20 protein-coding genes are annotated in these 16,018 nt (G+C 67.8%); 14 read left to right on the top strand and 6 right to left on the bottom strand.

The features are described 5' to 3' along the window. Nucleotides 1–143 precede the first annotated feature (143 nt). Nucleotides 144–1,022 carry an aminodeoxychorismate lyase gene (locus tag ACTQ49_RS14465; RefSeq protein ID WP_441828542.1) on the bottom strand — a complete coding sequence of 293 codons (879 nt, stop codon included), beginning with the start codon at nt 1,020–1,022 and terminating at the stop codon, nt 144–146. A gap of 79 nt (nt 1,023–1,101) precedes the next feature. Here ACTQ49_RS14465 and ACTQ49_RS14460 point away from each other — a divergent pair, with 79 nt between their 5' ends. After that, nucleotides 1,102–1,479 (top strand): hypothetical protein, encoded by a 378-nt coding sequence (locus tag ACTQ49_RS14460; RefSeq protein ID WP_441828541.1) that lies wholly within the window; start codon nt 1,102–1,104, stop codon nt 1,477–1,479. 27 nt (nt 1,480–1,506) lie between these two features. Here ACTQ49_RS14460 and ACTQ49_RS14455 read toward each other — a convergent pair whose 3' ends face one another. Further along, nucleotides 1,507–2,031: an NUDIX hydrolase gene (locus ACTQ49_RS14455; protein WP_441828540.1), complete on the bottom strand. Its 525-nt coding sequence runs from the start codon at nt 2,029–2,031 to the stop codon at nt 1,507–1,509. 165 nt (nt 2,032–2,196) lie between these two features. On the opposite strand from ACTQ49_RS14455, the gene cysE reads away from it, so the two are divergent. The 9 genes from cysE (at nt 2,197) to ACTQ49_RS14410 (ending at nt 9,458) form a co-directional block, all read left to right on the top strand. Next, nucleotides 2,197–3,072, top strand: a complete 876-nt coding sequence (gene cysE / locus ACTQ49_RS14450) for a serine O-acetyltransferase (protein WP_441828539.1) — start codon at nt 2,197–2,199, stop codon at nt 3,070–3,072. 530 nt (nt 3,073–3,602) lie between these two features. Next, nucleotides 3,603–5,732, top strand: a complete 2,130-nt coding sequence (locus tag ACTQ49_RS14445; RefSeq protein ID WP_441828538.1) for a S8 family serine peptidase — start codon at nt 3,603–3,605, stop codon at nt 5,730–5,732. A gap of 147 nt (nt 5,733–5,879) precedes the next feature. Continuing rightward, nucleotides 5,880–6,662 carry an IclR family transcriptional regulator gene (locus ACTQ49_RS14440; RefSeq protein WP_441828537.1) on the top strand — a complete coding sequence of 261 codons (783 nt, stop codon included), beginning with the start codon at nt 5,880–5,882 and terminating at the stop codon, nt 6,660–6,662. A gap of 64 nt (nt 6,663–6,726) precedes the next feature. Then, nucleotides 6,727–7,182: a mycothiol transferase gene (locus ACTQ49_RS14435; protein ID WP_441828536.1), complete on the top strand. Its 456-nt coding sequence runs from the start codon at nt 6,727–6,729 to the stop codon at nt 7,180–7,182. A 731-nt stretch (nt 7,183–7,913) separates the two neighbouring features. After that, nucleotides 7,914–8,159, top strand: coding sequence for a type II toxin-antitoxin system Phd/YefM family antitoxin (locus ACTQ49_RS14430; RefSeq protein WP_441828535.1), 246 nt, complete (start codon nt 7,914–7,916; stop codon nt 8,157–8,159). Then, on the top strand, nt 8,156–8,413 hold the full coding sequence (locus ACTQ49_RS14425) for a Txe/YoeB family addiction module toxin (protein ID WP_441828534.1): 258 nt from the start codon (nt 8,156–8,158) through the stop codon (nt 8,411–8,413). The genes ACTQ49_RS14430 and ACTQ49_RS14425 overlap by 4 nt, the downstream gene beginning before the upstream one ends. A 103-nt stretch (nt 8,414–8,516) precedes the next feature. Continuing rightward, nucleotides 8,517–8,747, top strand: a complete 231-nt coding sequence (gene relB / locus ACTQ49_RS14420) for a type II toxin-antitoxin system RelB family antitoxin (protein ID WP_441828533.1) — start codon at nt 8,517–8,519, stop codon at nt 8,745–8,747. Beyond that, nucleotides 8,744–9,010 carry a type II toxin-antitoxin system RelE family toxin gene (locus tag ACTQ49_RS14415; RefSeq protein ID WP_441828532.1) on the top strand — a complete coding sequence of 89 codons (267 nt, stop codon included), beginning with the start codon at nt 8,744–8,746 and terminating at the stop codon, nt 9,008–9,010. The genes relB and ACTQ49_RS14415 overlap by 4 nt, the downstream gene beginning before the upstream one ends. 52 nt (nt 9,011–9,062) lie before the next feature. Beyond that, a complete protein-coding gene (locus ACTQ49_RS14410) occupies nt 9,063–9,458 on the top strand; it encodes a VOC family protein (RefSeq protein ID WP_441828531.1) in 396 nt (131 codons plus the stop codon). 33 nt (nt 9,459–9,491) lie between these two features. On the opposite strand, the gene ACTQ49_RS14405 is transcribed toward ACTQ49_RS14410, so the two are convergent. Genes ACTQ49_RS14405 through ACTQ49_RS14395 form a run of 3 tightly spaced genes read right to left on the bottom strand, consistent with a single transcriptional unit; the run spans nt 9,492 to nt 10,428 of the window. Next, a complete protein-coding gene (locus tag ACTQ49_RS14405) occupies nt 9,492–9,884 on the bottom strand; it encodes a type II toxin-antitoxin system VapC family toxin (protein ID WP_441828530.1) in 393 nt (130 codons plus the stop codon). After that, nucleotides 9,881–10,129: a type II toxin-antitoxin system Phd/YefM family antitoxin gene (locus tag ACTQ49_RS14400; RefSeq protein WP_441828529.1), complete on the bottom strand. Its 249-nt coding sequence runs from the start codon at nt 10,127–10,129 to the stop codon at nt 9,881–9,883. The genes ACTQ49_RS14405 and ACTQ49_RS14400 overlap by 4 nt, the downstream gene beginning before the upstream one ends. A 32-nt stretch (nt 10,130–10,161) precedes the next feature. Then, a complete protein-coding gene (locus ACTQ49_RS14395) occupies nt 10,162–10,428 on the bottom strand; it encodes a hypothetical protein (protein WP_441828528.1) in 267 nt (88 codons plus the stop codon). A 128-nt stretch (nt 10,429–10,556) separates the two neighbouring features. Between ACTQ49_RS14395 and ACTQ49_RS14390 the strand changes: the two genes are divergently transcribed. Both ACTQ49_RS14390 and ACTQ49_RS14385 read left to right on the top strand, forming a co-directional pair. Then, the gene (locus ACTQ49_RS14390; protein ID WP_441828527.1) at nt 10,557–12,302 is read left to right on the top strand and encodes a cytochrome c oxidase assembly protein; all 1,746 of its coding nucleotides are present in this window, start codon (nt 10,557–10,559) and stop codon (nt 12,300–12,302) included. A gap of 199 nt (nt 12,303–12,501) precedes the next feature. After that, the gene (locus tag ACTQ49_RS14385; protein WP_441828526.1) at nt 12,502–13,686 is read left to right on the top strand and encodes a CAP domain-containing protein; all 1,185 of its coding nucleotides are present in this window, start codon (nt 12,502–12,504) and stop codon (nt 13,684–13,686) included. A gap of 89 nt (nt 13,687–13,775) precedes the next feature. On the opposite strand, the gene ACTQ49_RS14380 is transcribed toward ACTQ49_RS14385, so the two are convergent. Beyond that, nucleotides 13,776–14,273, bottom strand: coding sequence for an SRPBCC domain-containing protein (locus ACTQ49_RS14380; protein WP_441828525.1), 498 nt, complete (start codon nt 14,271–14,273; stop codon nt 13,776–13,778). 202 nt (nt 14,274–14,475) lie between these two features. Here ACTQ49_RS14380 and ACTQ49_RS14375 point away from each other — a divergent pair, with 202 nt between their 5' ends. Both ACTQ49_RS14375 and ACTQ49_RS14370 read left to right on the top strand, forming a co-directional pair. Beyond that, nucleotides 14,476–14,958 carry a pyridoxamine 5'-phosphate oxidase family protein gene (locus tag ACTQ49_RS14375; RefSeq protein ID WP_441828524.1) on the top strand — a complete coding sequence of 161 codons (483 nt, stop codon included), beginning with the start codon at nt 14,476–14,478 and terminating at the stop codon, nt 14,956–14,958. A 3-nt stretch (nt 14,959–14,961) separates the two neighbouring features. After that, nucleotides 14,962–15,918 (top strand): SDR family NAD(P)-dependent oxidoreductase, encoded by a 957-nt coding sequence (locus ACTQ49_RS14370; protein ID WP_441828523.1) that lies wholly within the window; start codon nt 14,962–14,964, stop codon nt 15,916–15,918. Nucleotides 15,919–16,018 lie beyond the last annotated feature (100 nt).

Genomic DNA, 16,018 nt, shown 5'->3' with positions numbered 1-16,018 from the left:
CGCGTGCGCTGCAGCGCACGCGAGGCCACCAAACCCACGCGGGGGCACTGGGAGGACCACCAAACCCGCGCATCCAGCCCAAACCCGCGCGAACCCAGGCGGCCCCTGCGGCAGGCACGATCACCTGCCCCGCCGCAGCCGGATCAGAATCCGGCCATCCGGGCCACCCTGGCCGTGAGCTCCGGATCCACGGCCAGCGGAGTGCCATCCAGCTCGACGATCGGCGACGGCCCACGGCTGGAGCTGACCAGCCAGACACCGTCGGCCGTGAACAGCTCACCCACCGGCACGAGTTCCCCGCGGGCCTGCATCCCGTCGGCGCGGGCCGCGGCCATGATCTCGTCGACAGTCACGGACGCGAGGATCCCGGTGGCCCCCGTGGGAGCGGTGCGCATCACCCCGTCGCTGACGACGATGAGTCCAGAAGTGGGGCCGTCCAACGCATACCCGTCGGTGGTGACGAAGATCGCGTCGTCCGCCCCGCGACGCCGGGCCTCCCGGGCAGCCGCGATGTTGACCACATAGCTGAGCGTCTTCACACCCCCCAGCAGCCAGGGGGCCTCGGCGAAGGCATCCGACGGGCGGCCGGTGGACAATGTGACGGCCCGGAGCCCGCGAACCACCTGCCCTCCACCGGCCGAGGTCCGCACCGTCGCCGCCTTCTTCTGCGTGATGGTCAGCAGGGCCAGGGATCCGTGGTCTGGATACCATTCCCGGCCGCGCGTCAGCACGAATTTCATGGTCCCCTCGCCCGGCACGTGCCACTGCGCCAGGGCTTCGTCGACGAGCGCCTGCCAGGCTTCGCGTGGGGGTCCGTCGATCTCCATCCGGGCGGCGGAGACCGCGAGCCGGTCCAGGTGCTCGTCGAGGTTCACCACGCGGGCGCCGGATTCGTCGCACACCAAGCGGGCGGAGTCGAAGCATCCGTCGCCGCGGGCAAAGCCCAGGTCGTCGGGATGGATGACGGGTTCATCGGCCGGGACGACGCCACGCCCCAGCACGGCCACCAGATGCTCACTCATGGTTCCCCATTGAACCCCCGGCCGGCTCGTGAGGACCCCTCCGGGGCGCCATCCTCAGCCAACCCGGCAGGATGGTGGCATGACCATCGCGTTCAACGCCCACACCCTCACGGCCGATTCGGTCGTGCTGCACAGCCCGGTTCCCGTCACGGCCGATCCGCGACTCGCCAGCGCGGACTTCACGCTCGACGAGCTGCTGGCCTTCGCCACGGACGCCGACGAGCTCCCCACGGGCAGCAGCTGGCAGGTGGCCGGCCAGCGCTCGATGGCCCGCCACGGGTCCAGCGCCCTGGACACGGAGGTGATGGTCCGACTCCTGCTCCCCAAGGGATCCGACGAGGATCCGGAAGCCCTGCTCTCACAGGCGATGATGCGCATCGCCCTGGCGCTGGCGTCGCCGGAAACCGGCGTCGTGGATGATCGTTTCCAGGGGCCGCTGGCCGGGGCCGAGGCCTGAGCCCGCGCGGCGCAGCAGCCAGCCCGCTCAGACCTGTTGCCCCGCCCGCACCGCCTCCAACCACCCCACGCTGCGCCACAGCGCCACGGCATCCGGCATCACCGGGCGCTCCGGGTCGTCGATCAGCTGCTGCAATTCGTCGACGCCCATCCAGCCACCCCAGGCCACTTCGCTGGCCTGGTGCTGCACCGGACCGTCCCACACGACGTGGAAGAGCCAGGCATGCAGGTCGAGCCGGTCGTCGCGGTAGTCGCCCTCACCGAGCAGGCGCAATTCCACACCCGTGATGCCGAGTTCCTCGGCCAGCTCCCGCCGGGCGGATTCCAAGGGCTCCTCTCCGGCGGACATCATTCCGCCCGCCCCCATGTCGTAGTAGCCCGGGTAGACGTCCTTGCTGGTGGTGCGCCGGTGCACGTAGACCTGCCCGGCACCGTTGCTGACCAGGATTCCCGTGCCACCGTGCCGGAGGTTCTCGCGGCGCACACGTGATCTGGGCGCCACCCCGCATGGCTGCGCGTCGGCGTCGTAGAGGGTCACCATCTCCTCGGTCATGCCTTCCACTGTCCCACCATCGCGCACTGTCCCACCATCACCGGGCCGACGACGACCCCTCCCGGGAGCCTTCCCCGCGCTTCTTCAACACGCCGCCGGGAATGCAGCGGGTCACTGGAAGCGTTGTACCCGGTGACGTCCCCAGCCCCTGATCGAGAGGCCCCCATGATTCGCAGCGCCCAGCCCACCCCCGTCGGGAGCACTCCGCACTACCTGACACCCGTGGCCGACGACGCCATCTGGGACCGCATCCGCGCCGAGGCGGAGTCGGACTCCGTCGCCGAGCCCGCCCTGGCCGGCTTCCTGAACACGGTCATCCTGGGCCATGAGTCGCTCGCCGATTCGCTTAGCTACCTGCTGGCCAGCAAGCTGGAGAGTCCGACGGTCACCGCCCTGACCCTGCGCGACCTGCTGCAGCCTGTCTTCGCCGAGAACGACGGCATCATCACGTCGGTGCTGGCCGATCTGCAGGCCATCGCGACGCGCGACCCGGCCTGCCGCGGTTACTCGCAGCCACTGCTGTACTTCAAGGGATTCCACGCCATCCAGGCCCACCGGGTGAGCCACTACTACTGGGAGCAGCAGCGGTTCGCGCTGGCCCTGTTCCTGCAGAGCCGCATCTCAGAGGTCTTCGCCGTGGACATCCACCCGGGTGCTCGTCTGGGCAAGGGCCTGATGTTCGACCATGCCACCAGCGTCGTGATCGGCGAGACCGCCGTGATCGAGGACGACTTCTCGATGCTGCACGAGGTGACCCTGGGCGGCACCGGCAAGATCGGTGGAGACCGCCACCCCAAGATCGGCCGAGGCGTGATGATCGGCGCTGGCGCCAAGGTGCTCGGCAACATCAAGGTGGGCGAGGGCGCCAAGATCGGCTCCGGTTCCGTGGTGCTGCACGACGTGCCGCCGCACACGACGGTGGCCGGGGTACCCGCCAAGCCCGTCTCCTACCCCCGCTCTGCCCATCCCGCCCTGGACATGGACCAGTCGCTCGACGACATGTCGGTGGAATCACACAGGGATCCAGCCTGGACCTCCTGACGGAGTCCATCGGGGATCCAGCCTGGACCTCCTGACGGAGTCCATCAGGGATCCAGCCTGGACCTCCTGACGGAGTCCATCGGGGATCCGGTCTGGACCTCCTGATCCCCACCACGTCTCGGCCCTCGCGCACCCGTCGCGAGGGCCGATCCACGTCCCCACAACCAAAGAGACCTCGGTTTTCCGGAAATTTCCGTGTCCACAATTCACGGGACTTGAGTGGCCATCACGCGCCACGGGTAACGTCCTGAGCCACCGGCGCTCGTCCCAGCCCTGACCACAGTCAGAACGTAGCTTTCAGCACTCTCTTGCCTTACCAAGCGGCAATTGGTGTGAAATTCACCGTGAAAGAGCCCAGAGTCCGGTGAATCGTGAATCTCAACCACCAAGGGGAAAACAAAAGAATCTGTCGTGATTCATAGTTTTACATTAACTATGTTCACAAAACCAACAGTAAATTCTCAGTTATGGTGTCCACGCTCCCGTTCCCGGGGGCTTCCGCTCCCCACGTGGATCGAAAGGCACCAACCATGTTCCGCACCCGCAGCACGGTGGCCCTGGCACTGGGCGGCGCGCTACTGGCGAGTTCCCTCGCCAGCACCACGCCCGCCCTCGCCGAGACGGCTTCGCCCAGCGCCCCGGCCAGTGCAGCCGAGGCCAACGCCACCCAGTTCATCGTCACCTATGACAGCACCATGCGCACCAGCGACGAGCAGACTCGCACGTCGCGCGTCGACGGCATCATCGAGCGCTACGACCGCAAGCTCTACGGCAGCCGCACGCTGGCCAGCGGCGCCAGCGTGCTGCGCCTCGACGAGCCCGTCCCCGCGGACAAGGTGGGCGAGTTCCTGACCCAGATGCAGCAGCAGGAGGGCGTCGCGCGCGTCGAGGTGGACCGCATCATGTACGCCACCGGCACGCCCAGCGACCCGATGACGGGTCAGCAGTGGCACTACACCGATGACTCCACCAGCATTCGCCTGCCCGGCGCGCTGGACATCGCCACCGGCAAGGGCGTCACGGTCGGCGTCGTGGACAGCGGCATCACGCAGCACCCGGACCTGACCCCGGCCACCGGCTACGACTTCGCCAGCGACCCAACCCGCGCCCGTGACGGCGACGGGCGGGATGCCGACCCGACCGATGCCGGTGACTGGAGCGAGGCCACCGACACCCGCTGCAATCCCACCGGACGCTTCCTTCCGTCGTCCTGGCACGGCACCCACGTGGCCGGCACGATCGCCGCCAAGACCAACAACGGCACCGGCGTGGCTGGTGTGGCCGGCGACGCCGACGTCTTCATGGCGCGCGCCCTGGGCCACTGCGGCGGCTTCACCTCCGACATCATCGACGCGATGCTCTGGTCGGGTGGCGAGCGCGTGGATGGCGTGCCCGCGAACCCCAATCCCGCCAGCGTCATCAACATGAGCCTGGGCGGCGACGGCAGCTGCGCCGGCGCCTTCCAGGATGCGATCAACACGCTGACCCGCAAGGGCGTCAGCATCGTCGTGGCCGCCGGCAATGAGAACCGCGATGCCTCGGTGGTCAGCCCGGCCAACTGCAGCAATGTGATCAACGTGGCCTCGGTAGGACCGGACGGCAACCTGGCCTACTACTCCAACTACGGCCGCACGATCGACGTCACCGCCCCCGGCGGCAACACCCAGCTGGGCCGCGAGGCCGGCGTGCTGTCCACCGTCAATGCCGGTGACCGCAAGCCCACCTCTGGTTCCTACGACTTCATGCAGGGCACCAGCATGGCCTCGCCGCACGTCGCCGGTGTGGTGGCGCTGATGAAGTCGGCCAATCCCGGCCTGACCCCCGCGCAGATCGAGCAGACGCTGAAGGACACGGCTCGTCCGCTGCCCGGCGGTTGCACCGTGGGTTGCGGAGCTGGCCTGGTGGACGCCACGGCAGCGGTGAAGGCGGTCGCCAATGGCGCCCCCGCCCCGCAGCCGACGGCCTCCCCGACCCCCAGCACGACCCCGACCCCGGAGCCCGCGCCGACCCGCTACCCGGAGCCGATCACGTCGCCGACCGCCACGCCGCAGCCGAGCGTCTCGCCCACTGCCACGCCGACGCGCTACCCCGCGCCGTACCCGACGCGCTACCCGGCTCCGTACCCGACCGCAACGCCGACGAGCACCCCGACGGCAACCACGTCGCCCACCAGCACCCCGACGCCCACTCCGTCGCCTGACCCGGTCCGCATCCCGGTTCCCGAGGAGACCGTCGGTGTCCTGTCCAATGGCGGCTTCGAGGAGGCCGCTGGCTGGGATGATCCCACCGGCGCCATCACCACCAGCGGTCAGGCTCCCGCCCATTCGGGCAAGGGTGTCCTGTGGCTGGGCGGCAAGGGTCGCCCCGAGTCGCGCACCGTCACCCAGCAGGTGACCATCCCCGCGGATGCCACCACGCTGGAGTACTGGCTGCAGGTGACCGGCCGGGAGATCCACTTCCGCTCGGTGGACCTGCTGCGCGTCCGGATCGATGGCCAGGAGATCGCCAGCGCCTCGAACCGCACCGGTCAGGGCCGCTGGATGCAGCAGACCGCTGACATCTCCGCCTGGGCTGGAAAGACCGTCACGCTGGAGCTCAGCTCGTCGGAGGACTGGGTCTTCGCGACGAACTTCTTCGTCGACGATCTCGTGATTCACTGATCCTCAGTGATGTGACGATTCGCGTCCCCCGGTGCCGTCAGGCTCCGGGGGACGTCCCGCATCGAGGCACCCTGACAAGCCACGACGCGCGGACTAGGATCGATGGGACGGGCACGTCGAGGACGACACGCCTGGGAGGAGCAGACAATGGCGACCGGTGAGCGCGACACCAGGACGGCTGTGGACAAGGCTTTGGCCCTGCTGACCGCATTCGGCAATGACGCGGCGGTGGGAGTGGGCGTCAGTGAGCTCGCCCGACGGGCCGACCTGAGCAAGTCGACGGCCTTCCGACTGCTGGGTACGCTGGAGCGCAATGGCGCCGTGGAGCGCGCAGGAACCAACTATCGGCTGGGCCCGATGCTGCACGAGCTGGCTGCCCCGGTGACAATGCCGGAGACGGACCTGGTGCGCGACACGTTCACCCCCTTCCTGGCCCACCTGTACGAGCGGACGCGTCAGACGGTGCACCTGGCAGTGCTGGACGGTCCCAATGTGGTCTACCTGAACAAGCTCCACGGACTGCAGCACGTGCCCGCTCCCTCGCGCATCGGCGGCAGGATTCCCGCCTACTGCACCGCCGTCGGCAAGGCGATGATCGCCTACAATCCCGCGCTGGCCGACCAGATCCTGGCTGGCGATCTCGCTCCTTGGACGGCCCGGACCATCACGAATCCCGGGGCGCTGCGCGAGGATTTGGCCCGCGTCCGGACCGAGGGAGTGGCCTACGACAGGGAGGAGATCCGGATGGGGCTGGTCTGCGTCGCCGCGCCCATCATGTCTCCGACGGGGGCCCCGGTGGCCGCAATGTCGGTGTCGGGACCCACGGCCAACTACGATCCACGTAACATGGCACCCGCGCTGAGAGCGGTCTGCGGCGAGGCCACCAAGGCGTACGCCGCCCGTCTGAGAGCACTTCGCCGCCACAGTTGATGACCACGTCGTCGCAGTTGAAGACCACCTCGCGACAGCTGAAGACCACAAGGAGCACACCCCCATGGCCACAGACCGGATCCTGCTCGAGTTCACCCTGGGCAAGTTCGACGAACTCTTCGCCCTGATCGGTGGAGTCGACGACGAGACCGCCAACCGTCGACCGGATCTGGAAGGGGCCAACTCGCTGTACGGGATCGGCACCCACGTGTTGGGGATGATGCGCTACTGGAGCTGCACCACCAACCGTGGCGTCGAGGTGGAGCGTGACCGCGAGGGCGAGTTCTCCGCCTCCGGTTCCGTCGCGGAACTGCTGGAGCGCGCGGCCGTCGAGCGCGAGCGCTTCGAGACCGATGTGCGCTCCGTCGACGACCACGCGGTGCCCGCCAACAAGCCGGCCGGGCGCATCGAGCCATGGCTGGTGAGCTGCCACGGCGTGCTGATGCACGTCTTCGAGGAGGTCTGTCAGCACCTGGGCCATGCCGAGGTCACCCGCGACCTGCTGGCCAGCGGCCGCTGACCGACGGCTGCCGGCCGCCCCTGACGTGATCAGCGGGCCCCTGGACCGCCATCCACAGGGCTCGTGGCCCGTTGTGGGTATTCCGAACCGCCCCATCCCCTTGCGGGACGGGGCGGTTCGCCTTGTTCACGAGGAAACTTTCCTTGTGGAGTGAAGGTCCGGGCGCACCCACAGTGGCCCGACGCCGCACGCACAGCCCCACCCACAATCTATGACGGATGATCTATACCACAGCGTTGTCCACACAAAGCTCCCAGCCGGTGCGCAACTCTCGACCAAACCCTCGATTCCCAACTTGACCAACAGCCGCCTCCACAGGCGTGAATGGCGATCCACAGCCCCGATGTCCACCTGACTAGCGCTGACTTGTCCACAGGGTTACTCACAGCTGTGGAATTCCATCCATGTAGTTGTCCCCACCCGTGGACAAACCTGTGGATAACTCTCAATGTGTGGTTGAGGTTGTTGTCCGGCGACGGCCGAAATGCCACCAAATCCGCGGAAATGACACTCGATGACACCAACGGGGGGTGTTGAACGCTCCAAAATGACACTTGAGTCTGGTCCGCTCAACATCACGCCCGACCGCGCTGGAACAGCTCCTCCGAGGCCCTAGGCAGCCTCCACCTGGTGCGCGTGACATAGATCATCTGCCGATGTGCGCTCGTTTGGGAACGCCGCTCTCTCCATGCATACTGGTACCAGATCCAGTACAAGTCGAAGGAGGCGCCATGGCCGTCACAGCCACCGAGGCCCGCAAGAACCTGTTCCCGCTGATCCAGCAGGTCAACGAGGACCGCGCGCCCGTCGAGATCACCTCGCGCAACGGAGACGCAGTCCTCATGTCCCGAGCTGACTACGACGCCCTGGAGGAGACAGCTCACCTGCTCCGCGTCCCCGCCAACGCTCGCCACCTGCTCGAGAGCCTCCAGCAGGCCCGCGCCGGTCAGCGCGAACAGCACGACCTCGAACGATGAGGCTCGTCTTCACCCCCAACGGTTGGGCCGATTACACCTACTGGCTGAGCGCTGACCGGCAGAACCTCAAGCGCATCAACCGCCTGATCGATGACGCGCTTCGCGACCCCACATCAGGCATCGGCAAACCGGAACCCCTACGCCACATGCTCGCCGGCGCGTGGTCGCGCCGCATCACCGAGGAGCACCGACTGGTCTACCTCGTGGACGGCGACGACCTGATCATCCTGCAGGCACGCTTCCACTACAGCTGACGACCTGATCTACCGCGATCCTCCAGGCGCAAGGCGACTGATCCGCCGAGTAGCGCGGGTTCGCGGATTGCCCCCGGGGGCAGGTGTCGCCTACGCTGTATACATGTCTACAGCCGTGGTGAGCATCCGCGTCGATGCCGAGGTGAAGGATCGCCTGGACGCCCTCAGCGCGTCCACTGGACGACCTGCCGCCTACTACGTCCGCGAGGCCCTTCTGCAACATCTCGACGAGCTGGAGTATGCCTACCAGCTGCGCGGTGAGGCCGAGGCGATCCGTCGTGGTGATCTTGGGACCATCTCCAGCGACGACCTGGCGGCCGAGCTCTTCTCATGAGCTGGAAGGTTGAATACGCGCCACGCGCCGCCAAGGCGATACGCAAGCTCGACAAGCCCGTGGCCCGACGGATCTTCGACGGGGTGGAACGTCTTGCGACACTGGACGACCCCACAGCCTCCTGCAAGGCGTTGACCGGTCCCCTCGCTGGGCTCTGGCGACTCCGCATCGGTGATTACCGGGTGGTCCTCGACATTCGGCGAGGCGACGTTGTCATCATCGCCCTCGATCTCGGACACCGGTCGACGATTTACGCCGACTGACAACCGGATCTGCCGCAGGTCTCGACAACGCCTCGCGGGCTACAGTGATGGCATGAGGAACGTCGTGCACCACATCGAGCTCTGGACCACGAATGTGGAACAGACGGCGTCCTCTTTCGATTGGCTCCTCACCTCGCTCGATTGGAGCCCGGACCATGACCCCGCATGGACAGCAGGTCGCATCTGGCACCACCCCAGCGGGGTCTACCTGGTCCTGGAACAGTCACCCGATGTCTCGGGATCTCAAGAGCGCACCCGAGCTGGCCTCAACCACCTCGCCCTCCGCGTGGACGATCGGGAACACCTCGATCGCCTGCGAGCAGAGGTCGACCAGCACGGCTGGCGGGAGATGTTCACAGAGCGCTACCCACATGCGGGCGGTCCCAACCACAGCGCGTTGTTCATTGAGAACGCCGAAGGCTTCGAAGTGGAACTAGTCGCCGATTGAACATCCGACTCTGCCGCGCGCGGGCAGGGCCGTTCAGGCCGAGCGGACTTCCACCAGGGCCTCCAAGCCGATGAAATCACCTGGATTGCGTGTGTAGACCACGGCGTCATGGGCGTGCGCGGTCGCGGCGATCAGCAGGTCCATCGACCTCGCCCGCGGCTGCCGCCCAGTGGCGACGACCGCTGCGGCCAGCTGACCGTAGCTCGCGGCCACGTTCTCATCCACCGGCAGCGCATCGAAGCGCCTCTGCAGGATGCTGAGCCTGCGCAGGCGTTCCGCCCGCGCTTGCGGCGAGCGTGCCACCAGCACGCCGAAGTGCAGCTCCGCCAGGGTGACGGCGCTGATCGACAGCAACGCCGGCAGTGGCTCCACGTCGCTGGCGATCACGACGCTTGTGTCCAGGATGCCCCGCTCAGTCGTTGTCACCTGGATTCCCAAGGATCGCGCAGCCCATCCTCAAGCTGGGAACGGTCGATTGCCCACTCTGGATCAGCAGGACCGGCGAACAAATCCTCGATCTCACGCCACCGGCGCCAACGAGCCGGCTGAGGCGCTACCAGTCTCGCGCTGGGGCGACCCGCAACGGTGATGGTGATTTCTTCACCCTCCTCGACGCGTCGTACCAGAGCTGACGCATTCTGCCTCAGCTCACGCAGCCCAACCTCGCTCATGCGACATAGGTAGCACTTGTGCTACCCGCCGATCATGCCCCCAGCCGCTGGTACCAACGCGCCAGTGTCCTCGCGACCTCCGGGAGGCCCATGAAGGCGATACCGACCCGGGCATGGGTCTGGTCCACGTCGTCGAGCCATCGGGGGTGCGGCAGGCCGGTGGGCAGCCGCGACAGCGTCTCACCGAGCGTGGGGACCATCGTGAACCATTCCTCGCCGTCATTGGCCAGGAAGGAAAACCCAAGGGTCGCGGGAACCAGCCAGCGGGATCGACCCACCAGAGTGGGGACTGAGCTCATGCCACCATTCTTCCCGACCCACGGGCACCGGCCTCCCCGCCCTCCGGACCATGGCTTGGGGACCGCGTCGGCAGGTCATATCGTTGAGGCACCGCTGCGATCCACGGAGCGGGCTTCCGGAGGAAACAGTGCTTCTCAACACCCAGTTCGCCGTCGACCTGCTGGTCTGGATCACCGCCTCGGTCACGATGGGCGCCTGGACGACGGCCGCCTTCATCCGCCCGCGCCGCGGCGAGAACAGACTGATGCTGGTGGGGGATCGGGCACTGCCCCTGGCGCGCCTCTCGTCGATCGTCGGGGCCGGTGCGTGCGTGATGATGGCCACTCTGACCAATGTCGACAGCTTCGGCCATGGGGAGCCGCTCGCCTGGTGCATCGCCGCCGGTGCGGGCCTGTTGAGCGCACTGCTCACCTTCTACAAGCGCTGGGAGAGCGCCCTCTACGCCCTGACGCTGCAGGCCATCGCCCTCATCGCGCCGATCGCCGCCACGGAGAAGGTCATCGCCCAGAACCATGACCTGGTGGGCGATGCCCGGATGATGGGCGCGGTCGCGTTCACCGTGCTCGCGGGCACCTGGGCCTGCCGCTTCTTCCTCACCCCCGACGATGCCGCCTCCAAGGTGGCCTGCTTCAGGATGCGTTTCCTCTCGGTGGTCGCCTCCCTGTTGGTGGTGCTCTGCGACGCGGTCATCATCACCCAGCAGCCCGGCGCCGCCCTGCTGGACGCCGACGGCCGTTGGCACCTGGCGCGGGCCGGCGCCGCCGTCGCGATGGCCGCACTGTGCTGGTGGTCCAGCTCGGCCGTCGTCTCGCTGCTGGCCGCCACCATCGGCCTGCTGGGCCAGTACGCCGCCGCGAATGCCTTCCGCACCGTCCCGGACGTCGACCAGAGCAACCTTCCCGCCGACGTGCGCGCCTTCGGCCACTCCGTGGCGGAATGGCCCACCCTGGTGAACCTGGTGACCAACGGCCGGGTGAACCTGTTCTTCCTGGTGCTGGCCATTGCCGCGGTGAGCAGCTACCTGTGGCTGGTGCACCGCCTGCACCAGCGCGGCGACCAGTGGCACTGGGCGCGCACCTTCGCCTGGGTGATCGGCTGGACGATCGTGGTGGCCCTGACCAGCTCGGGCGTGGGCCGTTACGCCCCTGCGGTCTTCAGCGTGCACATGTTCCTCAATCTGGGTCTCAACATGCTGGCGGCGATGATCCTCACCCTCGGCGGCTTCGTCACGCTGGTGCTGCGTGCCGTCCCGGCCCGCGGCAAGGCGCACGCCGCCGGTCTGCGGGAATGGGTGAGCACGACGATGCAGTCGCGCTTCCTGCGCTTCAACTACCACCCGATCATCGCGCTGGTCTTCATGACCGGCACCTACTACGTCTACTACCTGACCAGCCTGTTCACCACGAGCCTGCAGAACCACTGGATGCACCAGTTCTTCTTCCTGCACTTCCTGATCAGCGGCTATGTCTTCTACAGCCTGATCATCGGCATCGACCAGCCGCCGCACCCCCTGCCGCACATCGGCAAGCTGGCCCTGATCATTGGCGCGATGCCCTTCCACGCCTTCTTCGGCGTGATCCTGATGGCCAAGCAGACGATCTACGCCGAGGACTTCCTGAACAGCATCGGACATCCCTGGATGGCGGCCCGTGGTTTGATGCACGACCAGTGGGTGGGTGGCACCATCGCGTGGGCCGGCGGTGAGTTCCCACTGGTGATCGCGCTCGTCGCGCTGCTCACCCAGTGGGCCCGGCAGGACCGCAAGGAGGCGACGCGCTTCGACCGCCATGTGGACCAGGGCACGGACAACTCGCACGACGCCTACAACGAGATGCTGGCGCAGCTGGCGGAGCGTGACCGCCAGGGCAAGTGAGCCGCCCGGCACGTGATGCCGCGGGCGGCGATGCCGCCCGGAGATTGGCTGCACAGCGCGCGAGAACGCCTGCAGTGACAGGGATGTGTCCCCTAAAAGGCTAGGTCCATGGCCATAGCTGAGAGTGTCTCAATAATCTTTCAGACATCTCTCACCCCCTTTGGAGTCGGGCCCCTCGGTGCCCGTGAAAGGCCTTGCCATGCCCATGTCCCGTCGCCTCAGTGCGGCCGCACTCGGTGTCTTCCTCGCCGGCAGCCTCGTGCAGCCGTCCTTCGCAACCCTCGCTCCCACCATGCCCGCCCTGTCCAGCACCGTTCGCCCCGCCGCCAGCGCGCAGGGTGACTGGCTGGCACGGCTGAACCAGATGCGCGCCCAGTACGGCGCTGGCCCCGTGACCATCGACCCGACGCTCACCGCACACGCCCAGTCCTGGAGCCAGCAGATGGCCAACCGCGGCCAGATCGGTCACGGAGATCTCGTCGGGGCGCAGAATGTCGCCGCCAGCTATGGCCGCGATGCCAGCGAGGTCGGCTTCATCGAGCAGTGGGCCACGGCCCCCTACCACCAGGTGAACCAGCTGCACCCCAGCCTGAGCAAGGTTGGCATCGGTCTGGCCCAGGGCCGCGACGGCATGACCTACGCCACGCTCAACCTCTCGGGCTCGGGCTCCCAGGGCAGCTGGCCGCAGGTCTGGCCCAAGGGCGCGGAGAGCCTCACCGAGTACTCGGGCGGCGAGATCCCCGATCCGGTGGCCAACTGCCCCGCCAAGACCGGCCGCGAGTACGGCCTTCCCATCGTCGTCGGTATGGGCGATCGTGGCACCAACGCGACGGGGTGGCAGGCCACACTGAAGGAGAACGGCGTCGACGTGCCGGTGTGCATCACGCCCAACAAGGACAGCGGCTTCGTGATCCCGCTGCGGCCGCTGACGCCGGGAGCGCACTACACCGGCACCGCCACGGCCACCGTCAACGGCCAGACGCGCACGGCCCAGATCGACTTCCGCTCGGCCACGGACGGCTCGCCCGCCCCCGCACCGACGGCCACCGCGACCCCGACTCCGTCGCCGGAACCCAGCCAGAGCACGCCTCCCGCTCCTGTCCCCTCGACGACCGCGGAACCCACCGCCTCGCCGACGGCGAGCGTGACGCCGACTGCCACGCCGACGCCGCAGCCGAGTACCACGGCTGAGCCCACACCGACGCGCGCACCCGAGCCCGAGCCGACTCGCCAGCCGGCGCCGGAACCGACGCCGAGCGAGACGGCCACTCCCACGCCCACCCCGACGCCGGAGCCCACTCCGGCCCCCAAGCCCGGCCCCGTCGAGCGTTGCGCCGACTGGTTCGCCGAGCTGATCAGGAGCCTGATCGGCTTCTTCCGCTGACCCCACCCCAGAGGGAGACCCACGAAAAATGGGTCTGGGCGGTGGCACCTTCGGGTGCCACCGCCCTTTCACGTTGCGGAAGAGCTGCCTCAGGCGAGCGCTGCGTACTGCTGTCCGTAACGCGCCACGCACTGTTCGAAACTGAGCGGCTCAGCGCCGCTGATCGCGCACACCAACCGCTCCAGGTAGAACTCCCAGCCCGCCCCCAGATCGGCCAGCGGGATGTCCTCGGGAATGGCGTGGTGCCGCAGTGAGACCGTCGATCCGGACCCCGCGGGTGCGCACTCCAGCGAGAGGCGCCAGTCGAAGGGAGCCGGTGCCGTGGAGGCCAGCCGCAGCAGGCTGGGGCCTTCGCAGGCCTCCACCCGCATGCCCGATTCCGGGGCCTGCTCCTCCTCGCTCATGGTCACCAGCACCTCGGTGCCCACGGTGGCGGGGCTGCCGTCGGCCGTGCGCCACGGCCCGTACCACTGGGCCGTCCGCTCGCTCTCGGTGATCCATCGCCACAGCTCCTCCACGGTGACGGGGACCTCACGGGTCACCACCATGGCCCGTGCGGACTGCTCCGCCTCAAGTTGTCCGTGCATCTGATCCATCCTCGCTCCCGTCATCGACGCCACCATCGACACCTGCAGGCCACTCTCTCACGCGCACCGAGGGACGCCCACAGCGAAATCCTTCACTCGCCAGGCGAAATCTCTTGCCCAGGGATTCCTGCTGGACAAGTCTTGCAGGACATTGCTCAGCCCGTCTCGAGCACCCAAACAGCACAGCACAGGAGGAAAGCTAATGAGCGCCGAGGACCAGACCAAGACCCAGCTCGAGCTGGTGGAAATGCTGCGCAAGCAGCGCATCGCCATGATGTCGACGTTGGACGGAGAACGAATCGTGGCCCGCCCGATGGGGGTGCAGCGTGTGGACGACGACGCGACCCTCTGGTTCTTCGCCACTGCCGACAGCGACAAGGCCGTACAGATCGCCGCCGACAACCGGGCCAATCTCGCCTTCACCGACGGTGACCAGTTGTCCGTCAGCGGCACGGCCACCGTGGTGCGCGACGCCGCCAAGATCGAGGAGCTGTGGGATGCGGGCGTCAAGGCCTGGATGCAGTGCGAGCCCACCGACCCGAAGGTGGTGCTGATCCGCGTTGACGCGGAGAGCATCGGTTACTGGGACACCCCCAGCGCCGCAGGCACCCTGCTGCAGGTTGCCGCCAGCATGGTGAAGGGCGAACGCCCCGAGCCGGGCACCAGTGGCGTCGTGGAGGTCTGAGGCATGGTCCCAACAAACGCTCCCTCCGGCAGACCCGTCGCCTTGGTTGCCGGGGCCTCGCGCGGCCTCGGCCTGCTGGTTGCCACCGAACTCGGCCGACGCGGGCATGATCTGGCCATCTGTTCCCGCGACGAGCAGAGCCTGGAACGGGCGGCGGCGCAGTTGACGGCCCAGGTCCCCGGGGTCACGGTCCTCACCCAGGTCTGCGATGTCGCCAACCAGGCCCAGGTGGCCACCTTCGTCGAGAGGACGGAAGCGCAGCTGGGATCCGTGGAGGTGGCCATCCACGTGGCCGGCATCATCCAGGTAGGCCCTTGGCAGGCGACGCGCCATGAACACTTCGAGCAGGCGATCGATGTCATGTTGTGGGGCCCGATCAATCTCTCGCTTGCCGTGATCCCCCGCATGACGCAGCGCGGACACGGCAGGTTCGGGGTGGTCACGTCGATCGGCGGCAAGATCAGCCCACCCCGCCTGCTGCCCTATTCAGTGGCCAAGTACGGCGCGGTGGGCCTGACGGAGGGACTGTCCGCGGAGCTGGCCGGAACGGGTGTCACAGCCACCACCATCGTTCCCGGTCTGATGCGCACCGGCTCGCACACCCAGGCATCCTTCTTCGGCGACGCCCGCAGGCAGTACGCGTGGTTCGCCCCCGCCGCATCGCTGCCACTGCTGTCCATGGACGCGACGCGTGCGGCGAGCCGGATGGTGGACGCGGTACTTGCCGGAAAGCCCATCGCCCTCATCTCGCCCCTCAGCCAGATGGCGAGCAGGGTCCACGGCTTGGCCCCCGAGGTCACCCTGCGGGCCATGGGGCTGGCTGGCCGCTTCCTGCCCCGCGGAGACTCCCCGGAGGTCGTCCCCGGCGAGCAGGCACGATCCCGACTGGGCTCACGGGTGGTGAACACCCTCACCACCTTGGGTGACAGGGCAGGCAGGCGCACGAACGAGCATCCCTGAACCTGACCGTCCATCAGGACTGCCGGATGCCTCTGGATGCGGCTCGACGTAGGCTGGTGGGGGGGGGGGGCGCGGGGGCGCGCGCCTCGCGCGCGGGCCC

The organism is Luteococcus sp. Sow4_B9, from assembly GCF_052116585.1.
Classification (GTDB): Bacteria; Actinomycetota; Actinomycetes; order Propionibacteriales; family Propionibacteriaceae; genus Luteococcus.
This window is presented reverse-complemented; position numbering and strand designations above follow the sequence as displayed.

Bases quoted from the DNA above. Each gene is read 5' to 3' on its own strand.
- ACTQ49_RS14465 (WP_441828542.1), bottom strand. From the start codon at position 1,022: ATGAGTGAGCATCTGGTGGCCGTGCTGGGGCGTGGCGTCGTCCCGGCC.
- ACTQ49_RS14460 (WP_441828541.1), top strand. From the start codon at position 1,102: ATGACCATCGCGTTCAACGCCCACACCCTCACGGCCGATTCGGTCGTG.
- ACTQ49_RS14455 (WP_441828540.1), bottom strand. From the start codon at position 2,031: ATGACCGAGGAGATGGTGACCCTCTACGACGCCGACGCGCAGCCATGC.
- cysE (WP_441828539.1), top strand. From the start codon at position 2,197: ATGATTCGCAGCGCCCAGCCCACCCCCGTCGGGAGCACTCCGCACTAC.
- ACTQ49_RS14445 (WP_441828538.1), top strand. From the start codon at position 3,603: ATGTTCCGCACCCGCAGCACGGTGGCCCTGGCACTGGGCGGCGCGCTA.
- ACTQ49_RS14440 (WP_441828537.1), top strand. From the start codon at position 5,880: ATGGCGACCGGTGAGCGCGACACCAGGACGGCTGTGGACAAGGCTTTG.
- ACTQ49_RS14435 (WP_441828536.1), top strand. From the start codon at position 6,727: ATGGCCACAGACCGGATCCTGCTCGAGTTCACCCTGGGCAAGTTCGAC.
- ACTQ49_RS14430 (WP_441828535.1), top strand. From the start codon at position 7,914: ATGGCCGTCACAGCCACCGAGGCCCGCAAGAACCTGTTCCCGCTGATC.
- ACTQ49_RS14425 (WP_441828534.1), top strand. From the start codon at position 8,156: ATGAGGCTCGTCTTCACCCCCAACGGTTGGGCCGATTACACCTACTGG.
- relB (WP_441828533.1), top strand. From the start codon at position 8,517: ATGTCTACAGCCGTGGTGAGCATCCGCGTCGATGCCGAGGTGAAGGAT.
- ACTQ49_RS14415 (WP_441828532.1), top strand. From the start codon at position 8,744: ATGAGCTGGAAGGTTGAATACGCGCCACGCGCCGCCAAGGCGATACGC.
- ACTQ49_RS14410 (WP_441828531.1), top strand. From the start codon at position 9,063: ATGAGGAACGTCGTGCACCACATCGAGCTCTGGACCACGAATGTGGAA.
- ACTQ49_RS14400 (WP_441828529.1), bottom strand. From the start codon at position 10,129: ATGAGCGAGGTTGGGCTGCGTGAGCTGAGGCAGAATGCGTCAGCTCTG.
- ACTQ49_RS14395 (WP_441828528.1), bottom strand. From the start codon at position 10,428: ATGAGCTCAGTCCCCACTCTGGTGGGTCGATCCCGCTGGCTGGTTCCC.
- ACTQ49_RS14385 (WP_441828526.1), top strand. From the start codon at position 12,502: ATGCCCATGTCCCGTCGCCTCAGTGCGGCCGCACTCGGTGTCTTCCTC.
- ACTQ49_RS14380 (WP_441828525.1), bottom strand. From the start codon at position 14,273: ATGCACGGACAACTTGAGGCGGAGCAGTCCGCACGGGCCATGGTGGTG.
- ACTQ49_RS14375 (WP_441828524.1), top strand. From the start codon at position 14,476: ATGAGCGCCGAGGACCAGACCAAGACCCAGCTCGAGCTGGTGGAAATG.
- ACTQ49_RS14370 (WP_441828523.1), top strand. From the start codon at position 14,962: ATGGTCCCAACAAACGCTCCCTCCGGCAGACCCGTCGCCTTGGTTGCC.